General features: G+C 47.3%; 17 protein-coding genes. 8 read left to right on the plus strand and 9 right to left on the minus strand.

Annotated features, from left to right (window positions below):
- Positions 1-68: 68 nt before the first annotated feature.
- Positions 69-656 carry an FMN-dependent NADH-azoreductase gene (locus tag FH974_RS08040; protein WP_047886698.1) on the plus strand — a complete coding sequence of 196 codons (588 nt, stop codon included), beginning with the start codon at positions 69-71 and terminating at the stop codon, positions 654-656.
- A gap of 210 nt (positions 657-866) precedes the next feature.
- Positions 867-1,343 carry a hypothetical protein gene (locus FH974_RS08045; protein ID WP_047886697.1) on the plus strand — a complete coding sequence of 159 codons (477 nt, stop codon included), beginning with the start codon at positions 867-869 and terminating at the stop codon, positions 1,341-1,343.
- Between the two features lie 109 nt (positions 1,344-1,452).
- On the opposite strand, the gene FH974_RS08050 is transcribed toward FH974_RS08045, so the two are convergent.
- On the minus strand, positions 1,453-1,764 hold the full coding sequence (locus FH974_RS08050) for a DUF496 family protein (RefSeq protein ID WP_047886696.1): 312 nt from the start codon (positions 1,762-1,764) through the stop codon (positions 1,453-1,455).
- 460 nt (positions 1,765-2,224) lie between these two features.
- Here FH974_RS08050 and cspE (FH974_RS08055) point away from each other — a divergent pair, with 460 nt between their 5' ends.
- The 4 genes from cspE (FH974_RS08055) to FH974_RS08070 all read left to right on the plus strand — a co-directional run bounded on the left by cspE (FH974_RS08055) (position 2,225) and on the right by FH974_RS08070 (position 6,803).
- A complete protein-coding gene (gene cspE, locus FH974_RS08055) occupies positions 2,225-2,434 on the plus strand; it encodes a transcription antiterminator/RNA stability regulator CspE (protein WP_047886695.1) in 210 nt (69 codons plus the stop codon).
- Positions 2,435-2,807: 373 nt separating this feature from the next.
- Complete coding sequence (gene cspE / locus FH974_RS08060; protein ID WP_047886694.1) at positions 2,808-3,014, plus strand: transcription antiterminator/RNA stability regulator CspE; 207 nt, start codon at positions 2,808-2,810, stop codon at positions 3,012-3,014.
- A 423-nt stretch (positions 3,015-3,437) separates the two neighbouring features.
- On the plus strand, positions 3,438-5,018 hold the full coding sequence (locus tag FH974_RS08065) for a bifunctional metallophosphatase/5'-nucleotidase (RefSeq protein ID WP_047886693.1): 1,581 nt from the start codon (positions 3,438-3,440) through the stop codon (positions 5,016-5,018).
- 87 nt (positions 5,019-5,105) lie between these two features.
- Positions 5,106-6,803, plus strand: a complete 1,698-nt coding sequence (locus FH974_RS08070; protein WP_146149648.1) for a hypothetical protein — start codon at positions 5,106-5,108, stop codon at positions 6,801-6,803.
- A 59-nt stretch (positions 6,804-6,862) separates the two neighbouring features.
- On the opposite strand, the gene FH974_RS08075 is transcribed toward FH974_RS08070, so the two are convergent.
- From FH974_RS08075 to FH974_RS08095, 5 genes are all read right to left on the minus strand, one after another.
- Positions 6,863-7,213 carry an ethanolamine utilization protein EutQ gene (locus FH974_RS08075; protein WP_047886690.1) on the minus strand — a complete coding sequence of 117 codons (351 nt, stop codon included), beginning with the start codon at positions 7,211-7,213 and terminating at the stop codon, positions 6,863-6,865.
- Entirely contained in the window at positions 7,210-8,526 is a 1,317-nt protein-coding gene (locus tag FH974_RS08080; RefSeq protein ID WP_047886689.1) for an NAD(P)/FAD-dependent oxidoreductase, read from the minus strand. The genes FH974_RS08075 and FH974_RS08080 overlap by 4 nt, the downstream gene beginning before the upstream one ends.
- An 11-nt stretch (positions 8,527-8,537) precedes the next feature.
- Positions 8,538-10,010, minus strand: a complete 1,473-nt coding sequence (locus tag FH974_RS08085) for an FAD-dependent oxidoreductase (RefSeq protein ID WP_047886688.1) — start codon at positions 10,008-10,010, stop codon at positions 8,538-8,540.
- A gap of 208 nt (positions 10,011-10,218) precedes the next feature.
- The gene (locus FH974_RS08090; RefSeq protein ID WP_047886687.1) at positions 10,219-11,652 is read right to left on the minus strand and encodes an aldehyde dehydrogenase family protein; all 1,434 of its coding nucleotides are present in this window, start codon (positions 11,650-11,652) and stop codon (positions 10,219-10,221) included.
- Positions 11,653-11,654: 2 nt separating this feature from the next.
- Positions 11,655-12,842, minus strand: a complete 1,188-nt coding sequence (locus tag FH974_RS08095; RefSeq protein ID WP_047886686.1) for an aromatic ring-hydroxylating oxygenase subunit alpha — start codon at positions 12,840-12,842, stop codon at positions 11,655-11,657.
- 322 nt (positions 12,843-13,164) lie between these two features.
- Here FH974_RS08095 and FH974_RS08100 point away from each other — a divergent pair, with 322 nt between their 5' ends.
- The gene (locus FH974_RS08100) at positions 13,165-14,925 is read left to right on the plus strand and encodes a BCCT family transporter (protein WP_047886738.1); all 1,761 of its coding nucleotides are present in this window, start codon (positions 13,165-13,167) and stop codon (positions 14,923-14,925) included.
- A gap of 133 nt (positions 14,926-15,058) precedes the next feature.
- Here FH974_RS08100 and FH974_RS08105 read toward each other — a convergent pair whose 3' ends face one another.
- From FH974_RS08105 to FH974_RS08115, 3 genes are all read right to left on the minus strand, one after another.
- Entirely contained in the window at positions 15,059-15,985 is a 927-nt protein-coding gene (locus FH974_RS08105) for a LysR substrate-binding domain-containing protein (protein WP_047886685.1), read from the minus strand.
- 336 nt (positions 15,986-16,321) lie between these two features.
- Positions 16,322-16,732 carry an OsmC family protein gene (locus FH974_RS08110; RefSeq protein WP_207103664.1) on the minus strand — a complete coding sequence of 137 codons (411 nt, stop codon included), beginning with the start codon at positions 16,730-16,732 and terminating at the stop codon, positions 16,322-16,324.
- 231 nt (positions 16,733-16,963) lie between these two features.
- Complete coding sequence (locus tag FH974_RS08115; RefSeq protein WP_047886683.1) at positions 16,964-17,173, minus strand: DUF3955 domain-containing protein; 210 nt, start codon at positions 17,171-17,173, stop codon at positions 16,964-16,966.
- Between the two features lie 421 nt (positions 17,174-17,594).
- On the opposite strand from FH974_RS08115, the gene FH974_RS08120 reads away from it, so the two are divergent.
- Complete coding sequence (locus tag FH974_RS08120) at positions 17,595-18,143, plus strand: AAA family ATPase (RefSeq protein ID WP_047886682.1); 549 nt, start codon at positions 17,595-17,597, stop codon at positions 18,141-18,143.
- The last annotated feature ends 39 nt before the right edge of the window (positions 18,144-18,182 follow it).

Consider the following 18,182-nt stretch of genomic DNA (forward strand, 5'->3'; position numbering starts at 1 on the left):
CATCCTCTGCGCCTGACTCTTATAGTGCTCATCAAGCACTACTGATTGAGATATTAAGGAATAACATCATGGCAAACGTACTCGTACTGAAATCAAGCATCCTGGGTGACTACTCACAATCAAACGGCCTGATTGATCACCTGGTTGATTCGTTACAAGGCAGCAGCATTGTAGAGCGTGATCTGGCCTCTAACCCACTGCCGGTACTGGATGGCGAGATTGCCTTTGGCCTGCGTGGCGGTGAAGAGCTGAGCCAGAAGCAGCAAGATGCATTGGCGCTGTCAGATACACTGATTGAAGAAATTAAAGCCAGCGACACCATTGTTATTGGTGCGCCAATGTATAACTTCTCTATCCCTACCCAGCTGAAAAACTGGTTTGATTTGATTGCACGCGCCGGTGTGACATTCAGCTACACTGAGAATGGACCAGTTGGTCTACTGACCGGCAAAAAAGTGATTGTGGTTACCACTCGTGGTGGTATGCACAAAGGCGGCGCAACGGATGTCATGGTGCCTTACCTGAAAACATTCCTGGGCTTTGTGGGCCTGACTGATGTTGACGTCGTGTACAGCGAAGCACTGAACATGGGTGAAGAATTGGCTGCCGAAGGCATCAAACAAGCCAAAGCAGAGCTGGATAAACTGACCGCGTAAATACGCAACACTTATCCCTCGCTATCCACCATTTTTCTATTAGGCTGAGCGTTCCATTTGCCATCGCCTTACCCGACCAGCTACCTAGCCAACATCATTCGGGTAAGGCTTTTTTCTTCCTCACTCGCAACTTTTCATTAACGCTCTACAACTTCTTCCGAAATCGTTTAAGGTCTTTCCCAATCACTAAACAAACGGAGAGCCCCATTCATGCTTTCAACCAATCCGTTTTCAGGTACTGACGCTGATCGTACCGCCATTTGGAATATGCTGGTACAGCGGGATATACAAGCTTACTGCCAGGCCAACTGGCAACTGGTAGAAAAGGACTTTTTGGCCAACGAATTCTTTGCCGTCAATGCCGGTAATCAAGCAGATCCCGGCAAATGGAACCTCGCGTTTTCAAGTCTGGAACATTACCGGGACGAATGGCTGCGTCAGGCTAAACTGGCATCAGACACTGAGTATGCTGAACCGCTGGAGGACGCTGTCCATGCTGCTACCCGGCTTGAAGAAATTGAAATTGCGGATGGCAGGGCGATTGCTCGGAAGCAGTTTAACGGCGAGATTAAGAAAACCAATGGTGAGGTAGACATTTTACTGTGGCAAACCCTGTACTATCTGAAGAAAACAGAAGACGGCTGGAAAATCTGTGGCTTTACCGGCTACCTGCCATATACGGCCTAACCACCCGCTGATTCATTGAAACAAAAAACCCGGCAACGGCCGGGTTTATTTAAGCGTTAAAGCAAGTCTCTACACGTGTATAAAAACAAGCCTCAAATTAGCGCCAGGCTTACACGTTGTGAGTGGCCAGATCAGCTTTCTTCAGCTCTTTAATGCTCTTGCTGACTTCACGGCGCTCTTTCGACAGCTCTGCACTGATGATGATGTGGTCATCCACACGATCTTCGTAATCCGCTTTCATGTTTTCGATGATTTCAACAATCTGATCGTGGGTCATGTCTGACTTGATGTAGTCCATCAGGTTTTCAAGAAGCTCAACACGCTTACGGTTGTCGCGAATTTTACGATCGTTATCCAGGATCTCGCGTTTCAGCTTGTTCTTACGGCGAGTTTGGCGAACTAGCTCTAGGATAGTGTTCATTGTTTGTCCTTATATGAATCTACAAAACCCAACTGACCCCGTTATAGCAGAAACCGCAGATGTTACTCAAGTCACATTTTAGCCAATCAGGCTGAATTTGCCCTATCTTTGATTTTTCTCAGAATTCATTAACAAATTTAATAATACCGTCTGATATCAAGTTTTTATGAAAAGGCTGTCTCTATATACAGTCTCAGGCATGGACTGTTTAACAATCTTGTATTTCCTCACTTTTATCCTGTGAATTTAAGCACAATTTTCTCAGAATTAGATTTGCATTTAGGCCGGGTATGCCTAGGCTTGAAGAGACCAGTAATGTTTGGCAGTGACGCAACACCGTTAAGAATCGCTTCATCTTGCAATACTTTCAGAAGTACAGAAGAGCAAAGGGATTCATCAGTTGTTTTCAAGGTTAAATAGTATTGGCATGTATGCAGATGTAAGTTATTCAGGAGTCACCATGTCTAAAGCAACAGGTACCGTTAAGTGGTTCAATGAAGAAAAAGGGTTTGGTTTTATCACGCAAGACAACGGCGGTGCCGATGTGTTTGTTCATTTCCGCGCCATTACTGGTGATGGATTTAAAACTCTTGCAGAAGGCCAGAAAGTCAGCTTCGATACTGAACAAGGGCCAAAAGGCTTGCAAGCGGCAAATGTAGAAAAGATTTAATATTTTGTTCATTTCTGTCGATTTTAAAAAGGGCAAATGATGCCCTTTTTTACTTTATAGCTACTTTTCAGCACAAAAATTCATTTTTATTTTCTTTTTCACTATCTTAACCTACAACCGACCTCACATTTTTCCCCTAAATCGTTATACTTTCAAAGTATTTGCTTGCCACACACTTCCGGCTGTGGCCTAATATTCCTCGGCCTGTAATGCAGTCCTATTTATGTTACAAAGTGAAATAGAAACTTCGTTCCACCGCTTTACACAGCGTCGTCCTGAAGCATTCAACGTTCTTTTGTCCATAAGTAATTCATTATGCTGGCTTAAGTGCGCAATCTAGCGTGACATCTATATTATTTTCAGGAGACACATCATGTCTAAAGCAACTGGTATCGTTAAGTGGTTCAACGACGAGAAAGGTTTTGGTTTCATCACTCAAGACAACGGTGCTGACGTTTTCGTTCACTTCCGTGCTATCACTGGTGAAGGCTTCAAATCTCTGGCTGAAGGCCAAAAAGTAGCATTCGACGTTGAGCAAGGCCAGAAAGGTCCTCAAGCTGCTAACGTAGAAAAAATCTAATTTTAGTTAGATTAAAGAATTTTTAAAGGGCGTTTTTAACGCCCTTTTTTATTTTCCGATTACCCTCGCCGCTTTCTTCTTTTCTTACCCGTTTCTTTTTCACATTCCGGGCAATCTTCATTATTCTCCCACCCTCGGTGAAATACGTCTTCTTGGCGTTTTTTAGCTTTTACTGTCTACCCTTCTCACTCCAATACCCGGGCTGACGGCAAGCGACTCTGCAAACCGTTATCAGCAAGTGGCCCACAAGTGCAACTACACGCAATTAAATGACAAGCACATAAAAACCACTCAAACAGTAACTTTTGATTTTCCAACCACCTGTCAGCGGCATAAATGTGATCCCACGCAATCTGCCACCTGGGGACATTTTTCTATAGTCAGCACGCAAACTGTTAATCAACACTTTAGGATGATCCCACAATGAAACTGACTTCAAACACACCGCTGGCAGCAGGTTTGCTGTTTACGTTAGCCACTCTGTCCGGACAAGCACAGGCCGAGATTAAAGAAATTACTCTGCTCCACACTAACGACATTGAAAGCGTGTATGAGCCTGTTGACGCCTTCTGGAATGATAATATTGAACGCATTGGCGGAATCCCTTACCTCGCCAGCCTGATTAAACAGGTACAGGCAAAGGAGCCAACCAGCTTTCTGATGGATGCCGGTGATATTTTTACTGGCTCTCTTGCCAAAAAAACGCAGGGTAAACTCTCTTTTGACCTGTACAATGCCATGGGGTACGACGTCATCACATTGGGCAATCACGAATTTGAGTACGGTTGGGAGACCCTGCGCGATACCATGCCGAGAGCCAGCTACCCTGTGTTGAATGCCAATATTGTGTATGAAAACGGTGATGTACCATTTGCCCAGCCCTACACTATTTTAGAGCGCGACGGCGTACGCATTGGCGTTATCGGCGTCATGGGTGTTGATGCATTCTACAACACCATGTGGAAAGGCAACCGTAAAGGGCTCACCATTAAAGACCCGACAGAAACGGTACAATACTGGGCCGATAAAATTCGTGATGATGTGGACATGATTGTTGTGCTGACTCACCAGAACAAAACAGCCCCCATGCAGACGGATAAAGAAGCCGATGATGAAGTTCAGCGCGGCTTTGACGAAGACTACGCAATGGCAGGCAAACTTAAAGGCGTGGATGTGATTTTCGGCGGTCATTCTGATCACGGCCTGTGGCAGCCTGTTGTCCACCCTGACACGGGCACCGTCATCGGTCTCACGTTTGGCCAGGGCAAATACTTGGGCTACACCAAGTTCTCCGTTGACACAGATAAACACGATGTGAAGCTGCTCGAAGGCAAACTGATTCCGGTTGAATCGAACAAGCTGCCACGCGATCAAAAAACAGGGGCTCTCATTGACCACGCCCGGGCAGCATACCCGCAATTGGCGCAGGAGATCGCCACCATTGACGCAACGGCATATCGCCGTTATTACCGTGAATCCAATATCGGTAACCTTATCGCAGACATTATGAAGGATGCCGGTCAGGCAGATATTGCGATGATCAGCTCTGGTAGCATCCGGGCCGATCTGAACAAAGGGCCGGTGACCATGGAAAAAGTCATGGATGTGTTCCCGTTTACCGACAAGCTGTCAGTGGTTTCCATCAACGGTGTCCAACTGAAAGAACTTATGGAGTACAGTTACACACTGCCGTACGGTCTGGCACAGTTTGCCGGTATTCAGTCAACCTATGACAGTACTCGCCCTGAAGGAAAACGCCTGATCTCGCTGAAAGTTAATGGTGAACCAGTTAAAACAGATAAGATGTACCGGGTCGCGACATACTCTTATGCTGCCAGCGGCGGAGATGGTTACCACATGTTTGCCAAAGGTCAGCTAGAGTCAGAAGGTAAGTCGGTAACTCAGGTACTGATTGATGGATTCAAACAGCGTCAAAAACTGAACGTACCTGAGATTGGCCGCCAGACAGATGTTAGCCGTGAGCTAGCGGCTGCCGGCCAGTAAGTCCTGTTGAGCCCATGCAGACCATGGGCTCAATACATTCTCCCCAGCCATGTCATCAAACAAGTTCTGTACACTAAGAGGTTTACGGTGTTTCGTAGCGAATTCAATGGTTGTAAATCCTACGGGTGCGATAATCTCGGCAATCCCGATCTCGCTCTTTACACTTATTCCGAAAGACTGGGCTATCCGGCATACCACTGTCCGCTGTGTGGTGCCTATCCTCCCGTTCTGCACAATGCTCCCATTATTCAGCTCACGAAGCAGACATATTCCCCGGTCGCAATGCATTTACACTGGCCCCGCTGTCGCTGCACACCTCAGCGTTTCGCGTTTGAGGCTAACGCCAAAGATGTACACCACGCCAACTTCGCGACAAAACTAGCCAGTCAAACACTGACCAAGCAAGAGCCTGCTCGATGGATCAAATATGGCCACACCAGTTCCGGTACGCCCCGAGTGCGCTGCCTGCAGTGTTTGGGAGTCACCAGCTTGCTCAATCCTTTGTCGCTCAGTCGCAGCCTACAGCCGCTTCTGACCGCGTTACTGGTCGCGTTCCGCAATAACGAACCGCTGGAAACAGCCCTGACATCACTTTCACTGTCGAACAAAGTCCTCTATGAAAAATTAGGCAAGCTGCAACAGTTGTTGGAACATGCCAGCCGTTGCTACGAGCGCCAATGGTTCTCCACATTACCCACTATTACCATACAGACACACAGTACGGTCAGCCATTGTCGTTCAGGATTGCAAGGTTATGACAGTACCGCATGTTGGTATCTCTCCACAGCAGAAAGCCGCACCGGTTATCAAATATTGATCAGTGATAATTTACTTCTGAATAACGTGCGTAGCGATGCTCACCAAACCGGCAGGTATTTATTGGATTATGTGGAACCGGATATGGCCGCGACTCAGTCCGTGTTTGAGAAAGCCAGGCTCACCTATGAAAGAATCATGTCGCGCAGCCAATTTGATCAACGGGGATATTGCTTACAGCAACACGCCGCCAGCAAAGAAGGTACGGTTTTGCGACCTGTTTACAGCGCCCACGCCCACATGCAGACCTTACAGGCACTGCTTCCACCCAACAAACCGTTGGCACTAGTACTTGAACATGAAAGTTTTCTTCGCGGAGCCGCCATTACCACCTTTGCCGAGTCAGTCCGTCTGCAGACTACACAGCTGTACTATTTACATGCGCTGCCTCGCTCAATACATTCAGAAGCGACCAAACACTATCTGGCAAACAACAATCAACAGCCTGTGAATAAACTGGTCAGCGATATCCAGCAAAGCAATTTACATCCGATAAATGTACAACAGAGCAATTTACAGCAGAGCGATAAACAGATTTTGAGCTGGTGGCAGGAAAGCTGGCACCAGTATGATCATTACTTTCCGGCGAAAAGTGGGTCAACAGCCTGGTCGCTGGGAATTGGCGTGCTCACCGGAAAGACTGCTAATGAGAAAACCACAAAAGGAACCGCTACCGAGCAGTTAGCTTCGTTGCTGGTACCGACACATCCGAAGTGGCATGAAGATTTCTGGTCCACATTTGAACAGTGGCTGCCGGAGCAACAGCGCCGTCGATTGTCCCATCAGCGCGTGTCACAGTGGCTGGGTATTTTCCGTTATCTCTATAATTTTTGCCAACAACCCGCCAGCAATGGAGCCGCGCCTGGTTCTAACAATCATGTTGTTCCGGCAACTCGTACTAAACCAACATTTGAACCAACGCACATCGCGAGTATCGCCGAATACATTAACAGCCAGCCCCTGAAATAATCACACTAATGATCGAACTGGGACTGGCTGTTTCTGCATCATCCTAAAAATAAGGCTAATTACTGAATACTATGCAGCTCTTTCCAATTCCCTGGATGGACCACATAGCCAAATAGTGCATGACCGCCATAAACCAGCTCTGTGCCTTCCGGAATCCATAACATCTGCCCCGGATACACCTTATGGATTTCCCCGTTGGCGGTCAGCTCAAAACACCCTTCAATGACGAAGACCACTTCGTCATACAGAACTGTCCAAGACACTTCGGCCCCTTCCCACCGGGCAAAACCAACACCAATATTGGGAGACACTTCAGGGCTCAGGGCGCGAGCCACATACGCCATACCCGGTGAATCGCCACGTACACTAAAATCGAGTGTTTGGCTATCAATCACTTTTACTTGCTTCATAGCTCACTCCGACTTTGCCATTTTGCCAGTTGAATTCGGCTTTTCACGCCCATACCAAGAAGAGGTTCCGGCGGATTTAGACTTGGCATTCCTGTCACTTGCTGAATATCTTTCAACGCAGAGGAGTATTCACCCGCGACAAGGTCTGCCAATAAAGTACCGGAGATCGTCCCCCAGGCTGCGCCCACACCGTTATCGCAGGCACTGGCATAAACCCCATCATCCAGTTGACCAAAGAAGTTAGTAAAGTTACGGGAAATCGCGTAAACGCCACCCCAAGTGTGTGTAAACGGTACGTCCTCCAGCTCAGGATATCGTGCCAGGAAAACCTGCCGATGATCATTTTGGATCTGTTGTTTTACTCTATCACTCACACTGGCGCCGTACTTCGGTACATGCTTATAAGTGTTACGGATTAGAATCCGACGATCCGCCGTCATACGTAGCGTTGTACCGGCATGATCGGCAGGAGTCAGCCCCCAGTTTAACTGTCCACCGTAACGTTGCATCTCTTCATCGGTCAGTGGCCGAGTCCAGCTGGCAAATGTCATTACCGGCAGCAATCGGTTTTTCAGGTACCCAAATTCGCGGGTAAAGATACTGGTACCCAGTAGTAGCTCTGGGGTTTTCACCACACCATGATCGCCCTGCAGCACCCAATGCCCGTTTTCTTTGTACAAACGACGTATTGGTGAATTCTCAAAAACTTCAATATTCTCAGGCAGACTTTCCCCCAAGCCGCGTACTAATGCTGCTGGCTGCATCAGGTAGCCACCGGGTGTATAAATAGCTCGACTGTAATAGTTCGTCCCCAGCACTTTTGCCAGCTCAGCACCATCAACATGTTCAAACGGTTCACCTAAATCTTTCATCAGGTGTTCAAAATGGTCCAGGTAAGCTTCACCTCGAGACCCAACCGCCCCCTGATACTTACCGACGGCCGACCACTGACAGTCAATGCTGTACTGCTTCACCAACTTCGACAGCTGTGAAATAGCAGAGCGGTTAAGGGATAACAACTTTTGCTTATGTTCAGGATTCGGATGCTCCAGCGCAAACTTGTGTGGCAAATCGATCACGAAACCTGAATTACGCCCGGAAGCTCCCTGCCCGATACGCTGGGCATCGATTAACAATATGCGGGCATAAGGGCTATGTTCAGCCAGTCTTCTTGCCATTGCCAATCCGGCAAAACCGGCGCCCAGCACCACATAATCTGTAGATACTTCGCCGTTAAGTTGAGGCTTCACGGGCGTTTGTGGCAGCGCCTGATACCAGCCACAAGTATTATCGTCATTGGGTAAGTGAATCATTTTTCCTCCACTCACGCTGCTGTTTGTTTAAGGGACAATTGTCCCAGCCATTTTGCCCGCATTGACTGAGCATGCTTGCCTAACAAGGCAAATCCGGTCATTACCCCTTCAGGTGTATAAAATGCGGCTGTCATATCTTCACCCTGTTGCTCGATGATCCATTCCCCGTAAGCAGGAGTTGAAACAGGGAAAACAGAAAGTGGCATCAACGGGGTTTTGACTATTACCGGGGTCGCCGACAGTATTACGGGAGTCACTTCACCGAGCAGACTTTTTGCCATAGACGGGATAGCCTGATTAATTGGCGCAATATACGGCTGCCAACCTTGAGATGTTTCGGCGCAATCGCCCAGCGCAAATATATGCTGGTCACTGGTTTGGCCATAGCTATTAACTATGATCCCACGTCCTGTTTCCAAACCCGCTAACTCGGCCAGTTGCACATTGGGTTTCAAACCGACGGCGCTGAGTATTAAATCGGCTTCAACCTGCTTTCCGCTGTTAAGATGTAAGAGGTAATCGGTTTGGTCTGCACTTGTTCTCTGAGACGGCTCGATAAAAGAAATGCTGTCTTGCAATGCCCACTTGACCCCACGACTTGAAAAGGTGGCTTGCAAAGCTTCGCCAAGCGGTTGCGGTATCAATCGCTCCATCGGCCACTGCCCCAGACCGATGACCGTTACGTCAAAACCGCTTTCGATTAGATCGTTGGCAAACTCGCAGCCGATTAAACCGTCCCCCAGAATGGCTACTCGTTTTTTCTCTGCCAGGTGTTGGCGAAAATGGCGATAATCCACTAAATCATTGACACTGAAAACACCGGAACAATCACCGCCGATAGGAATCGCTATTGGTGAAGCACCCGTTGCCAGCACCAAGCGACTATACGCATAAGTGCCGATATTGGTATGCAGTGTGTGATTTTCACGATCGATATGCTCGACGCGGGTATGCGGATAAATTCGAATGTTAAGGCGGCTTTCCCACTCCAAAGCACTTTCGCTTTGCAGGCTTTCGCCATCTTTACCCACAGCCAAAGCATTTGACAGAGCAGGCTTGCTGTAAAGTGCCCCATCATCTGCAGTGAACACGGTGATGGGCACATCGACTGACTGCGCCCGAAGTGCAGCGGCCAACTGGTAGCCACTGTGACCACTACCGATAATGACAATAGGTTCAACCGCAACAAACGACGATGGATTGACTTCCTGCTGTGAAGGTTGCTCGGCAGGAATCATCGATTCAGATGAACCTGACGGGTCTGCTACTACCTGTTCTGCGACAGCAGTGACATCAACAACTGACTCAGCTTCGTCCCTCGTAATTTCAATCATCTCGAAGTCAGCTTTACTTACCAGGCAATCCGGACAAAGCCAGTCATCCGGTACCTCTTCCCAGCGCGTTCCCGGAGCAATGCCATCTGCTGGCCACCCTTCAGCTTCATCATAAATCAAGCCGCAAATGATACAGAGCCACTTTTTCATCACTTTGTCTCCAAACTACCTTGTTCTGCTTTTACCGCATTGTTCTGCATTTTCCGCATTGCTCTGTCAGAGCAGTCCGGTGGCAATGAGCAACCTGCTTGTTGCAGGCTGTTCGGCACAACCTCTCCCTCACCGGTACCGACGCCTTCCTTACCCGTCCCGTTAATCAGGTTGACGCCGGGCCGGTGAAAGAGAGAATTGTTTCGGGTTACTCGTTGTCGTGTTGCAATCGAATTGCGATATTGCGGGTATGGACATAGCTGTAAATCGCCTCTTGTCCTTTTTCCCGGCCAAAGCCGGACAACCCAACACCACCAAATGGTGTTTCAATTCCACCGGCAAACCACTCATTAATGAACACCTGGCCACCACGAAGTTGCTGCGCCACCCTCAAGGTCTGATTTAGGTTTTCACCGAATACGCCAGCAACCAAACCAAAGTCGGTGCCATTGGCGATATCTACCGCTTCTTTTTCGGTTTCAAATGATGTAATAACCAATACCGGGCCAAACACTTCTTCCTGAGCAATCTGCATATCCGGTGTTGCTTCTATCACCGTCGGCGCCACGAAGTAGCCTGACAACTCTGGGGCATAGCCACCGGTCAGAATGGTCGCACCTTCCATTCTGGCTTGCTCAATCATTGCCAGCACTCGCGATTGCTGATCTTTGGAAACCAATGGTGTAATGTCCGACTGGCTTTCACCCTGACCAATACTCAGCCCTTCAGCCAATGCCACAACCGCCGCTTTCACTTCCTCGTAGCGCTCTTTTTGCACCAACAAACGCGACATTGCTGAACACACTTGTCCGGCATTGAAGAAAATCCCAGTCTGAACACTTTTCAGTAAAGTCCCCAACACAGCATCGTTGAGCACAATGGCAGCTGATTTCCCACCTAATTCCATAACCGATGGCGTAGCGCGCTGCGCCGCATCTTTGAGGATCCGCTGACCGGTTGGTACTGAACCGGTAAAGACAATCTGATCCACTTCTGGATGCTGCACCAGATGACTACCCACTTCCGACCCTTTACCACACATCAGGTTAATAGCCCCTTGTGGAAAACCAGCTTTTTCGATGGCTTTGACCAACAAGGTCATCGCCAGCGGCGAGATTTCTGGTGACTTGATAACCACCGCATTACCTGCCGCCAGTGCCGGAGCTAAAGAACGGGCGCAAATCGAGACAGGAAAATTCCAAGGCACGATCTGCACCGACACACCAAACGGCACGTACTGGGTAAAATCGACATAGTCTTTGCCAAGCGGGATCGAGGTGCCTTCCAGTTTATCTGCCATGCCTGCGTAGTATTCGAAGTAGCGGGCCGATTCCAAAAACTCATCTTTGGCATCCTGCAGTGACTTACCGTTTTCACGACAGGCCACCAGCCCGCCTTCGTCTACCATTTCGCGAATAGCGGCTGCGGCTTTCAGCATCCACCCGGTTCGGACTGCCGGGCGTACACCCGACAGCACCCCCTCATTAACACAACGGCGAGCTGCCGCCATGGCACGGTCGGCATCAGCAATACTGGCCTGCGCAATGGTTGCGAAAGGCTCTGCCGTGCCTGGGTTCATCACCGTAAGGGAACGTTCAGCATCACACCACTGACCATCGATGTAGTTAAGGTAATGCATCATGATCAGTCCTCCATGGCCGATTTCACTTGCTTCGCCAACCAAGTCTGGAAAAAGTGTGTCGGTACATCCATCTCCGGTGAGAATACGCCGCCACTAAAGCCAGGAGAGTGACGTCCCTGCTGCATCCCTTCTACAGCACCGATATCTTCACCGAACACAACACGCCATGATTCAACGGTAGCGGTACGGCAGGCTGCAAACTCATCCTTGGTTGCTTCATCGCCGACATAGAAAATGCGCAGATGCTCAACACTCTTCTCGGCAGAAATTGGCTCTATCATCATGGCAAATGCATGATCCGCCTGAATGCCCAGGAGCACGTTCGGAAACAGCGCAACATATTCCGCATGACGCAGCTTATCTTCCGGCCAACTCGGGAATTTAGGCAAATGCGTGCCTGCCGTGTCAGACAGGTTATAAGCCAAGCTACCTTGACCGGCAAAACGTTCGTCAAACAGAATGTTGTAGTGATCTTCAAGACGCGAATAGCTGTTCAGACTTGGGTGAACCCAAGGTAGGTGGTACGCTTCACAGTAGTTTTCAACGGCCAGTTTCCAGTTGCTATTTACTTCAATTTCCAGGTTTCCGCCCATATTCACGCGGCGCAACAGGCCCAAACCGTCATCCCCCAGAAAGGTCTTCCAGCGTTGCTCAAGCGGGGCAATGTGCTCCGAAAAGCTTGGAGCTTCACCTGACAAATTGACGAACACCATGTCCATCCATACAGCAGAGCGCAGCGGCTTCAGACCGTGTTTCTCACACTTAAAACGCTCATCTTTGTGTTTTGCAATTCCGCCAATGTGCGGTGTGCCTTTCAGGTTACCGTCAAGGTCGTATGTCCAAGAATGATATGGACAGCGAATCATTCCCTGTACTTCGCCTGCTTCATGCACCAATTTCATGCCTCGGTGGCTACAAACGTTGTGGAACACCTGCACTTCACCCTGACGATTTTTCATCAGCAAAAGAGGCAGATTCATAAAATCGATTGGCATGACATAGCCGTTTTTTATCAGATCAGAAGCAAATCCAATACATACCCAGGTATTGCCAAATACATAATCACGTTCAAAGGTGAAATACTCAGCATTGGTGTAGGCGTCGTTTGGCATACCTGTCGCTTCGCTGATCGGATTCAGAACGTTTTCGACCAGCTCAATAGGGATAATGGTTTGATTGACATTGCTCATATTCTTATCTCCGCAAAATAGAGTTGCTTCCAGTGCTCACAATATCGTGTCGCGTTAATGGAGAAGATTCTGGTTAACAATGCCGTAACAAACAAACGACTTTTTTGGAGGGTGTTAATGAGATTTTGTCATTGATGCATTGATCTCGAACAATTAATTTATCCACACTAATAACAAGACTATTATTTGCATGATTAATTATCATCAATTGATGATAATTAATCAGTTGAAACACATTTCCGCACTCACTACCCTTTCGAAAATTAACAATAACGTAACAACACTAAAAGCACTGAACAGCAAAGAACTGAGAGGGATGTTTATGAGAGCAACATCAGGGATACTGAAAGGGCTAAACCCTACTGTTACGATTGCATCAAAAATAGTAGTAATAGGATTTGTACTTTTCTGCGCCATTCTCGCTAATCAGGCCGGACAATATTTCGAAACGATTTCCGGCATTTTATTGCAGAATATGAAGTGGTTTTACATTGGTCTGGTGTCACTCGTTGTCGGATTTCTAATTTATTTAATGGTCAGTCGCTATGGCCATATTCGACTGGGTAAAGATGATGAAAAACCGGAGTTCAGCTATTTGTCATGGATTTCGATGCTGTTTTCCGGAGGTATGGGAATCGGCCTGATCTTCTGGTCAGTCGCCGAACCCATGTGGCATTACGCAGATAATCCATTTACGGAAGGACTGACCAATCAATCAGCAGCGACAGCAATGAGACTGACATTTTTCCATTGGGGTCTGCACCCTTGGTCAGTCTTTATCATTGTCGCACTGGCATTGGCTTACTTTTCCTACCGTAAAGATCTGCCTTTCACTCTGCGCTCCATCCTTTACCCGCTAGTGGGTGAACGTATTTACGGCCCAATCGGGCATACCGTGGACATACTGACCGTTGCAGTAACCGCCTTTGGTATCTCACAAACATTAGGCATGGGCGTTATACAGATTAATTCCGGGTTAAATCAGGCATTCGGGTTTGATATCAGCCTGGGAACACAGCTAATTATTATTGTGACGCTGTGTACCTGCGCAGTAGCATCGGTTCTGTCTGGGGTAGGTAAAGGGATACGTCGCCTGTCAGAGTGGAACATGATTCTTTCACTGTTATTGGTGTTGGTAGTGCTATACATAGGGCCAACGCGTTATATTTTAAACACGATGCTGGAAAGTACCGGTGCCTATGCGCAGAACCTTGTAGGGATGAGTTTCTGGAGTGATGCGCAGAATGATTCTGGCTGGCAAAACTGGTGGACAGCCTATTATTGGCCATGGTGGATGACATGGGCACCGTTTGTCGGCATGTTTGTGGCACGTATTTCGAAGGGACGTACGATTAGAGAACTGATTGGTGGTGCCTTGATAGTACCAACCCTGATCACTTTCCTGTGGATCTCTGTTTTTGGTGGCGCAGCACTGAAAGTGGAGCAAGATGCCCGTATCGCTTATCAAAATAAGGTTGTCGCCGCCCAAGAAGCTAACCAGCCAACCCCACCCGCTTTTACCGGAGGTCCAATTCTGGAAGCAACAAAAGCCGATACAACTCGTGCCCTGTTTACCTTGTTTGATAATCTGGATACTGACCTGTTTGGGAAACTACTTAGTACTCTTGCCTGTTTGTTGCTTGGAACCTATTTTATTACCTCGGCAGATTCCGGCACACTGGTTTTGTGTACACTTGATGCAGGTGGCGACAGTGAGCCTCCGAAATCAATTCGGATTTTATGGGGTATTATGATTGCAGCCATTGCCGGCGTGTTGCTATATGCAGGCGGACTGAAAGCTATGCAGACGGCCTCTATTATTGCAGGCTTCCCAATTGCTATCTTTATCGCGGTGATGAGCCTTACACTGTTCCATTGTATTCGCCGGGAGCCTAAACCGTGGGCAATGCTGCCTGAACATGTACACCCAGAAAAAGATAAATTAGACGGGCCAGTTGAACCATTGTCAGAACCGAAGACAGAACTGAATACTGCGACAGCAACAGCAACGGCCGTTCAAGCAAATCTGGCTGATAAACCGGATACCGATCTCGCAGTGGACCAGAAACCTCTCTTAAGTTAGCCGTTTGATTCAAAAACGATTATGTAAAACAGACGCTTCATAGCATGCGACGACATTTGCATGCGACGAAATAAAAAGCTGGAATATATATTCCAGCTTTTTATATTCAGAGCTTCAACCTTATTCCAGGAGTCTAAACCAATCCTTTTTGTCCCACTCCATCGGGTAGTTGTCGCAACAACCACTCACGAAAAAGTTTGACGCTGGATGGTATGACTCCTCTTCCTAACGGCTCCAACATTGAAAAATTCGATGGTGTCGACAGAACGTGTTCAACAGGCCTTACCAAAGCTCCACTTTGCAAATAGTCGTCAACCAGCGATCCCCAGGCCAACGCTATACCCTGCCCATTAATAGCTGCCTGCAGCAACATTGGATAATTATTAATGTTCACTCGATTTCTGGGAGTATAGTGAGGCAGACCAACAGATTGGAACCACTCTTCCCAGTTAATCCAGTCACGCTGTGATTCTTCCAGATATAAAAGGGTTTTATTAAAGACATTCTCGTGCTCGGTCGGATGACCTATTTTTTCCAGATATGTAGGGCTACACACAGGAAACACTTCTTCAGAAAATAACGTCGTCACCTTCATTTCCGCAGGCGGAGTACGACAATAAAATAAAGCTATATCGCAATCCAAACGTCGTAAGTCCAGAATATTGTCCGAAGCCAAAATCCGAAGATCAATATCTTCATGGTCATTCTGAAACTCAGCTACTTTTGGAAGCAACCATAGCGCAGCCATCGCATTGGTCGTTGCTACGGTTATCTTTTGATCACCTTGCCATTTTTTAACATCACCGGTCACTTGCGCAATGTCCATGAGTGACTGGCTAATCGAATGGTAATATTGCAGTCCGGTCGGAGTAAGATGAATACTACGATTGGCTCGGGTAAACATCGCTTTTCCAAGGTACTCTTCAAGCTGGCGAATTTGTCGGCTAATCGCCCCTTGGGTCACATTGAGTTCATCAGCTGCCATGGTAAAACTTAGGTGTCGAGCTGACGCTTCGAATGCAATTAAGCTGTTCAAAGGAGGTAACGGTTTGATTTTCATTGTACTTCCAGTAAGGCGTGTTCTGTAATTATTATGATTTCTATGCCCTTATCGGCATGAAGAACATCAGCACATTCTGAGCGGAATTCACTAAACAACAATTGATAAAAGTAAAAAAGGAGACTTGAGTCATAGTTAACCCAAGTAAATTCGCACTTTTTCGCAAGTCGCATCCTTTGACCGAAAAAGTGAGGTCAATACATAGAAAGGGTCTTAGGCAGCTAAAACCCATTACTGTATGCAAGGTTCAATGTTATCTCGTTATAACGATAGGAATTGTGCTCTTCCTATAAGCAATACACCGACCTAATTGAAGAAAACAAACAGCACACTTTGCTAGCATTTCTCAGTTTCAACGATTTCAACCGTATAAGAGATTGCAATCTTTGGCTGCAGCATCAAGCAGACATGGCAGTACTTATTGATAGCATCTGATGCAATTTCAGAAATTTGTGATTCAGACACATTGTCCCCATCAACCACAAAATGCAAATTGACGGTTTCATATAAGCGCGGCGAAGATTCTGTCAGTGTGTAAGTCACCTGATTGCGAAAAGATTTCAGGACTACACCCTGCTCTTGCAATCCCATGACGACATCCGTTGCACTGCATGTTCCAAGGGCTGACAGTAGCACTTCTGTCGGACACGGCGCAGACTGGTTATCAGCATCAATATTCAGCGAAAAGCCACCGGATGTTTCAACGTTAAACTGGCAATCCTGTTGCCACTGTATTGTCAGACTCATTTCTTCCTCGTAATACACTCTCAGATGGGTATGTGGGTACGCGTTTCGCATACCAATCGTGCCACAATGACTATCACACCATACGCACATGATTGAGTAAACGGTAATTTCGAGCAGTCTTTACTTTCTCCCCTCAGGCCTCTGAAAAACAAAGCTTCAAAGTAACTAAACGTCTGCGGCCAAGGGCTTATAATCAGCAGTAAAAACCATTGTTTGTCATAGGGGGGATTGTTAACCTGACTTTCGGTTTCGGACTCGCGTTACCAGACAAGCCACAATCGACAGCAGCAAAAACAGCCAGAACAGTGGAATCAACCCGAACGACTCCACCAATTGACCGTTTTCAGCCACATACGCACCTGTCATGTTGTATCCAACCAAACAGCCTAAACCAAGAATTAAAAAGGTCAGAGATAACCAGTATTTTTTCAAAATCGTCATGAACTACTCACTCAATAAACCGGAAAGAACAGTCCTTAAGACTTGCTGCGAGCGCCAGAGTTCACGAGCGAATACCCAGACTTCAAGGGATTGACACGGTACTGACAAAATTTGCTACTATTACCGCCTCCCGTTGTAACGTTATCGAACGGTAAGCAAGTCGCTTCCCCATCACTTTCATCGCGGCTTTATTCTTGATTACAGCCACATCACGCTAACTGGATTATGATGGAAAGATATAACTCTTCCGTTCCAGCATTAATCCGCCTCAGTTGTATCAATCTCACTTTATCAAGCTAGCTTTGATCAATCTCTTTTTCACCAGCCTTGCTTTCATTTGCATTTTCGTTACGCATCTTTCCTGAAAATCCCGTTTTCTTTTCTCTCTAATTTTCATCTACCATTTTTAAGAGGTTCATCCATGAGTCAAAACGTCATTTTTACCGGTAGCCCCGGTTCGGGTAAAACCACAGTGATTCAAGCCTTAACTCGGAGAGGGTTTAGGTGCTCGGAAGAAGTCGGTCGCGCGGTTATCCAGAGCCAACTAAAGCATGGCGGCGACGCCCTGCCCTGGAAAAATAAAGCTGCGTTCCGTGATGCGATGGTTCAAGCTGAATTGAATAACTACAACGCTTATCAAGCGCTGCAAAACACCATAATTTTTGACACCGTCTTTTTTGATCGCAGCATCATTGACTGCGTGGGTTACTCTAACCTCGAAAACTTGAGCGTTCCGGTTGAGTTAGACGTGCTCTGTCAGTCATTGACATACCACAAGCAGGTTTTCATTTTCCCGCCGTGGGAGGCCATTTTCACCAATGATGCAGAGCGTAAACAAGACTATGCCGAAGCGGTGAGAACCTACGAAGCCATGGTCGCGACTTATACCCAGTATGGCTACACACTTATTGAGGTTCCCAAAGTACCCGTCACACAGCGTGTCGCGTTTATTCTCGACAGGCTGGCTTAAAATAAAAGCGATGGGGAAATGAAACGATAAGGGGCAAGA

This window comes from Photobacterium ganghwense (assembly GCF_017329545.1).
Taxonomy (GTDB): domain Bacteria; phylum Pseudomonadota; class Gammaproteobacteria; order Enterobacterales; family Vibrionaceae; genus Photobacterium; species Photobacterium ganghwense.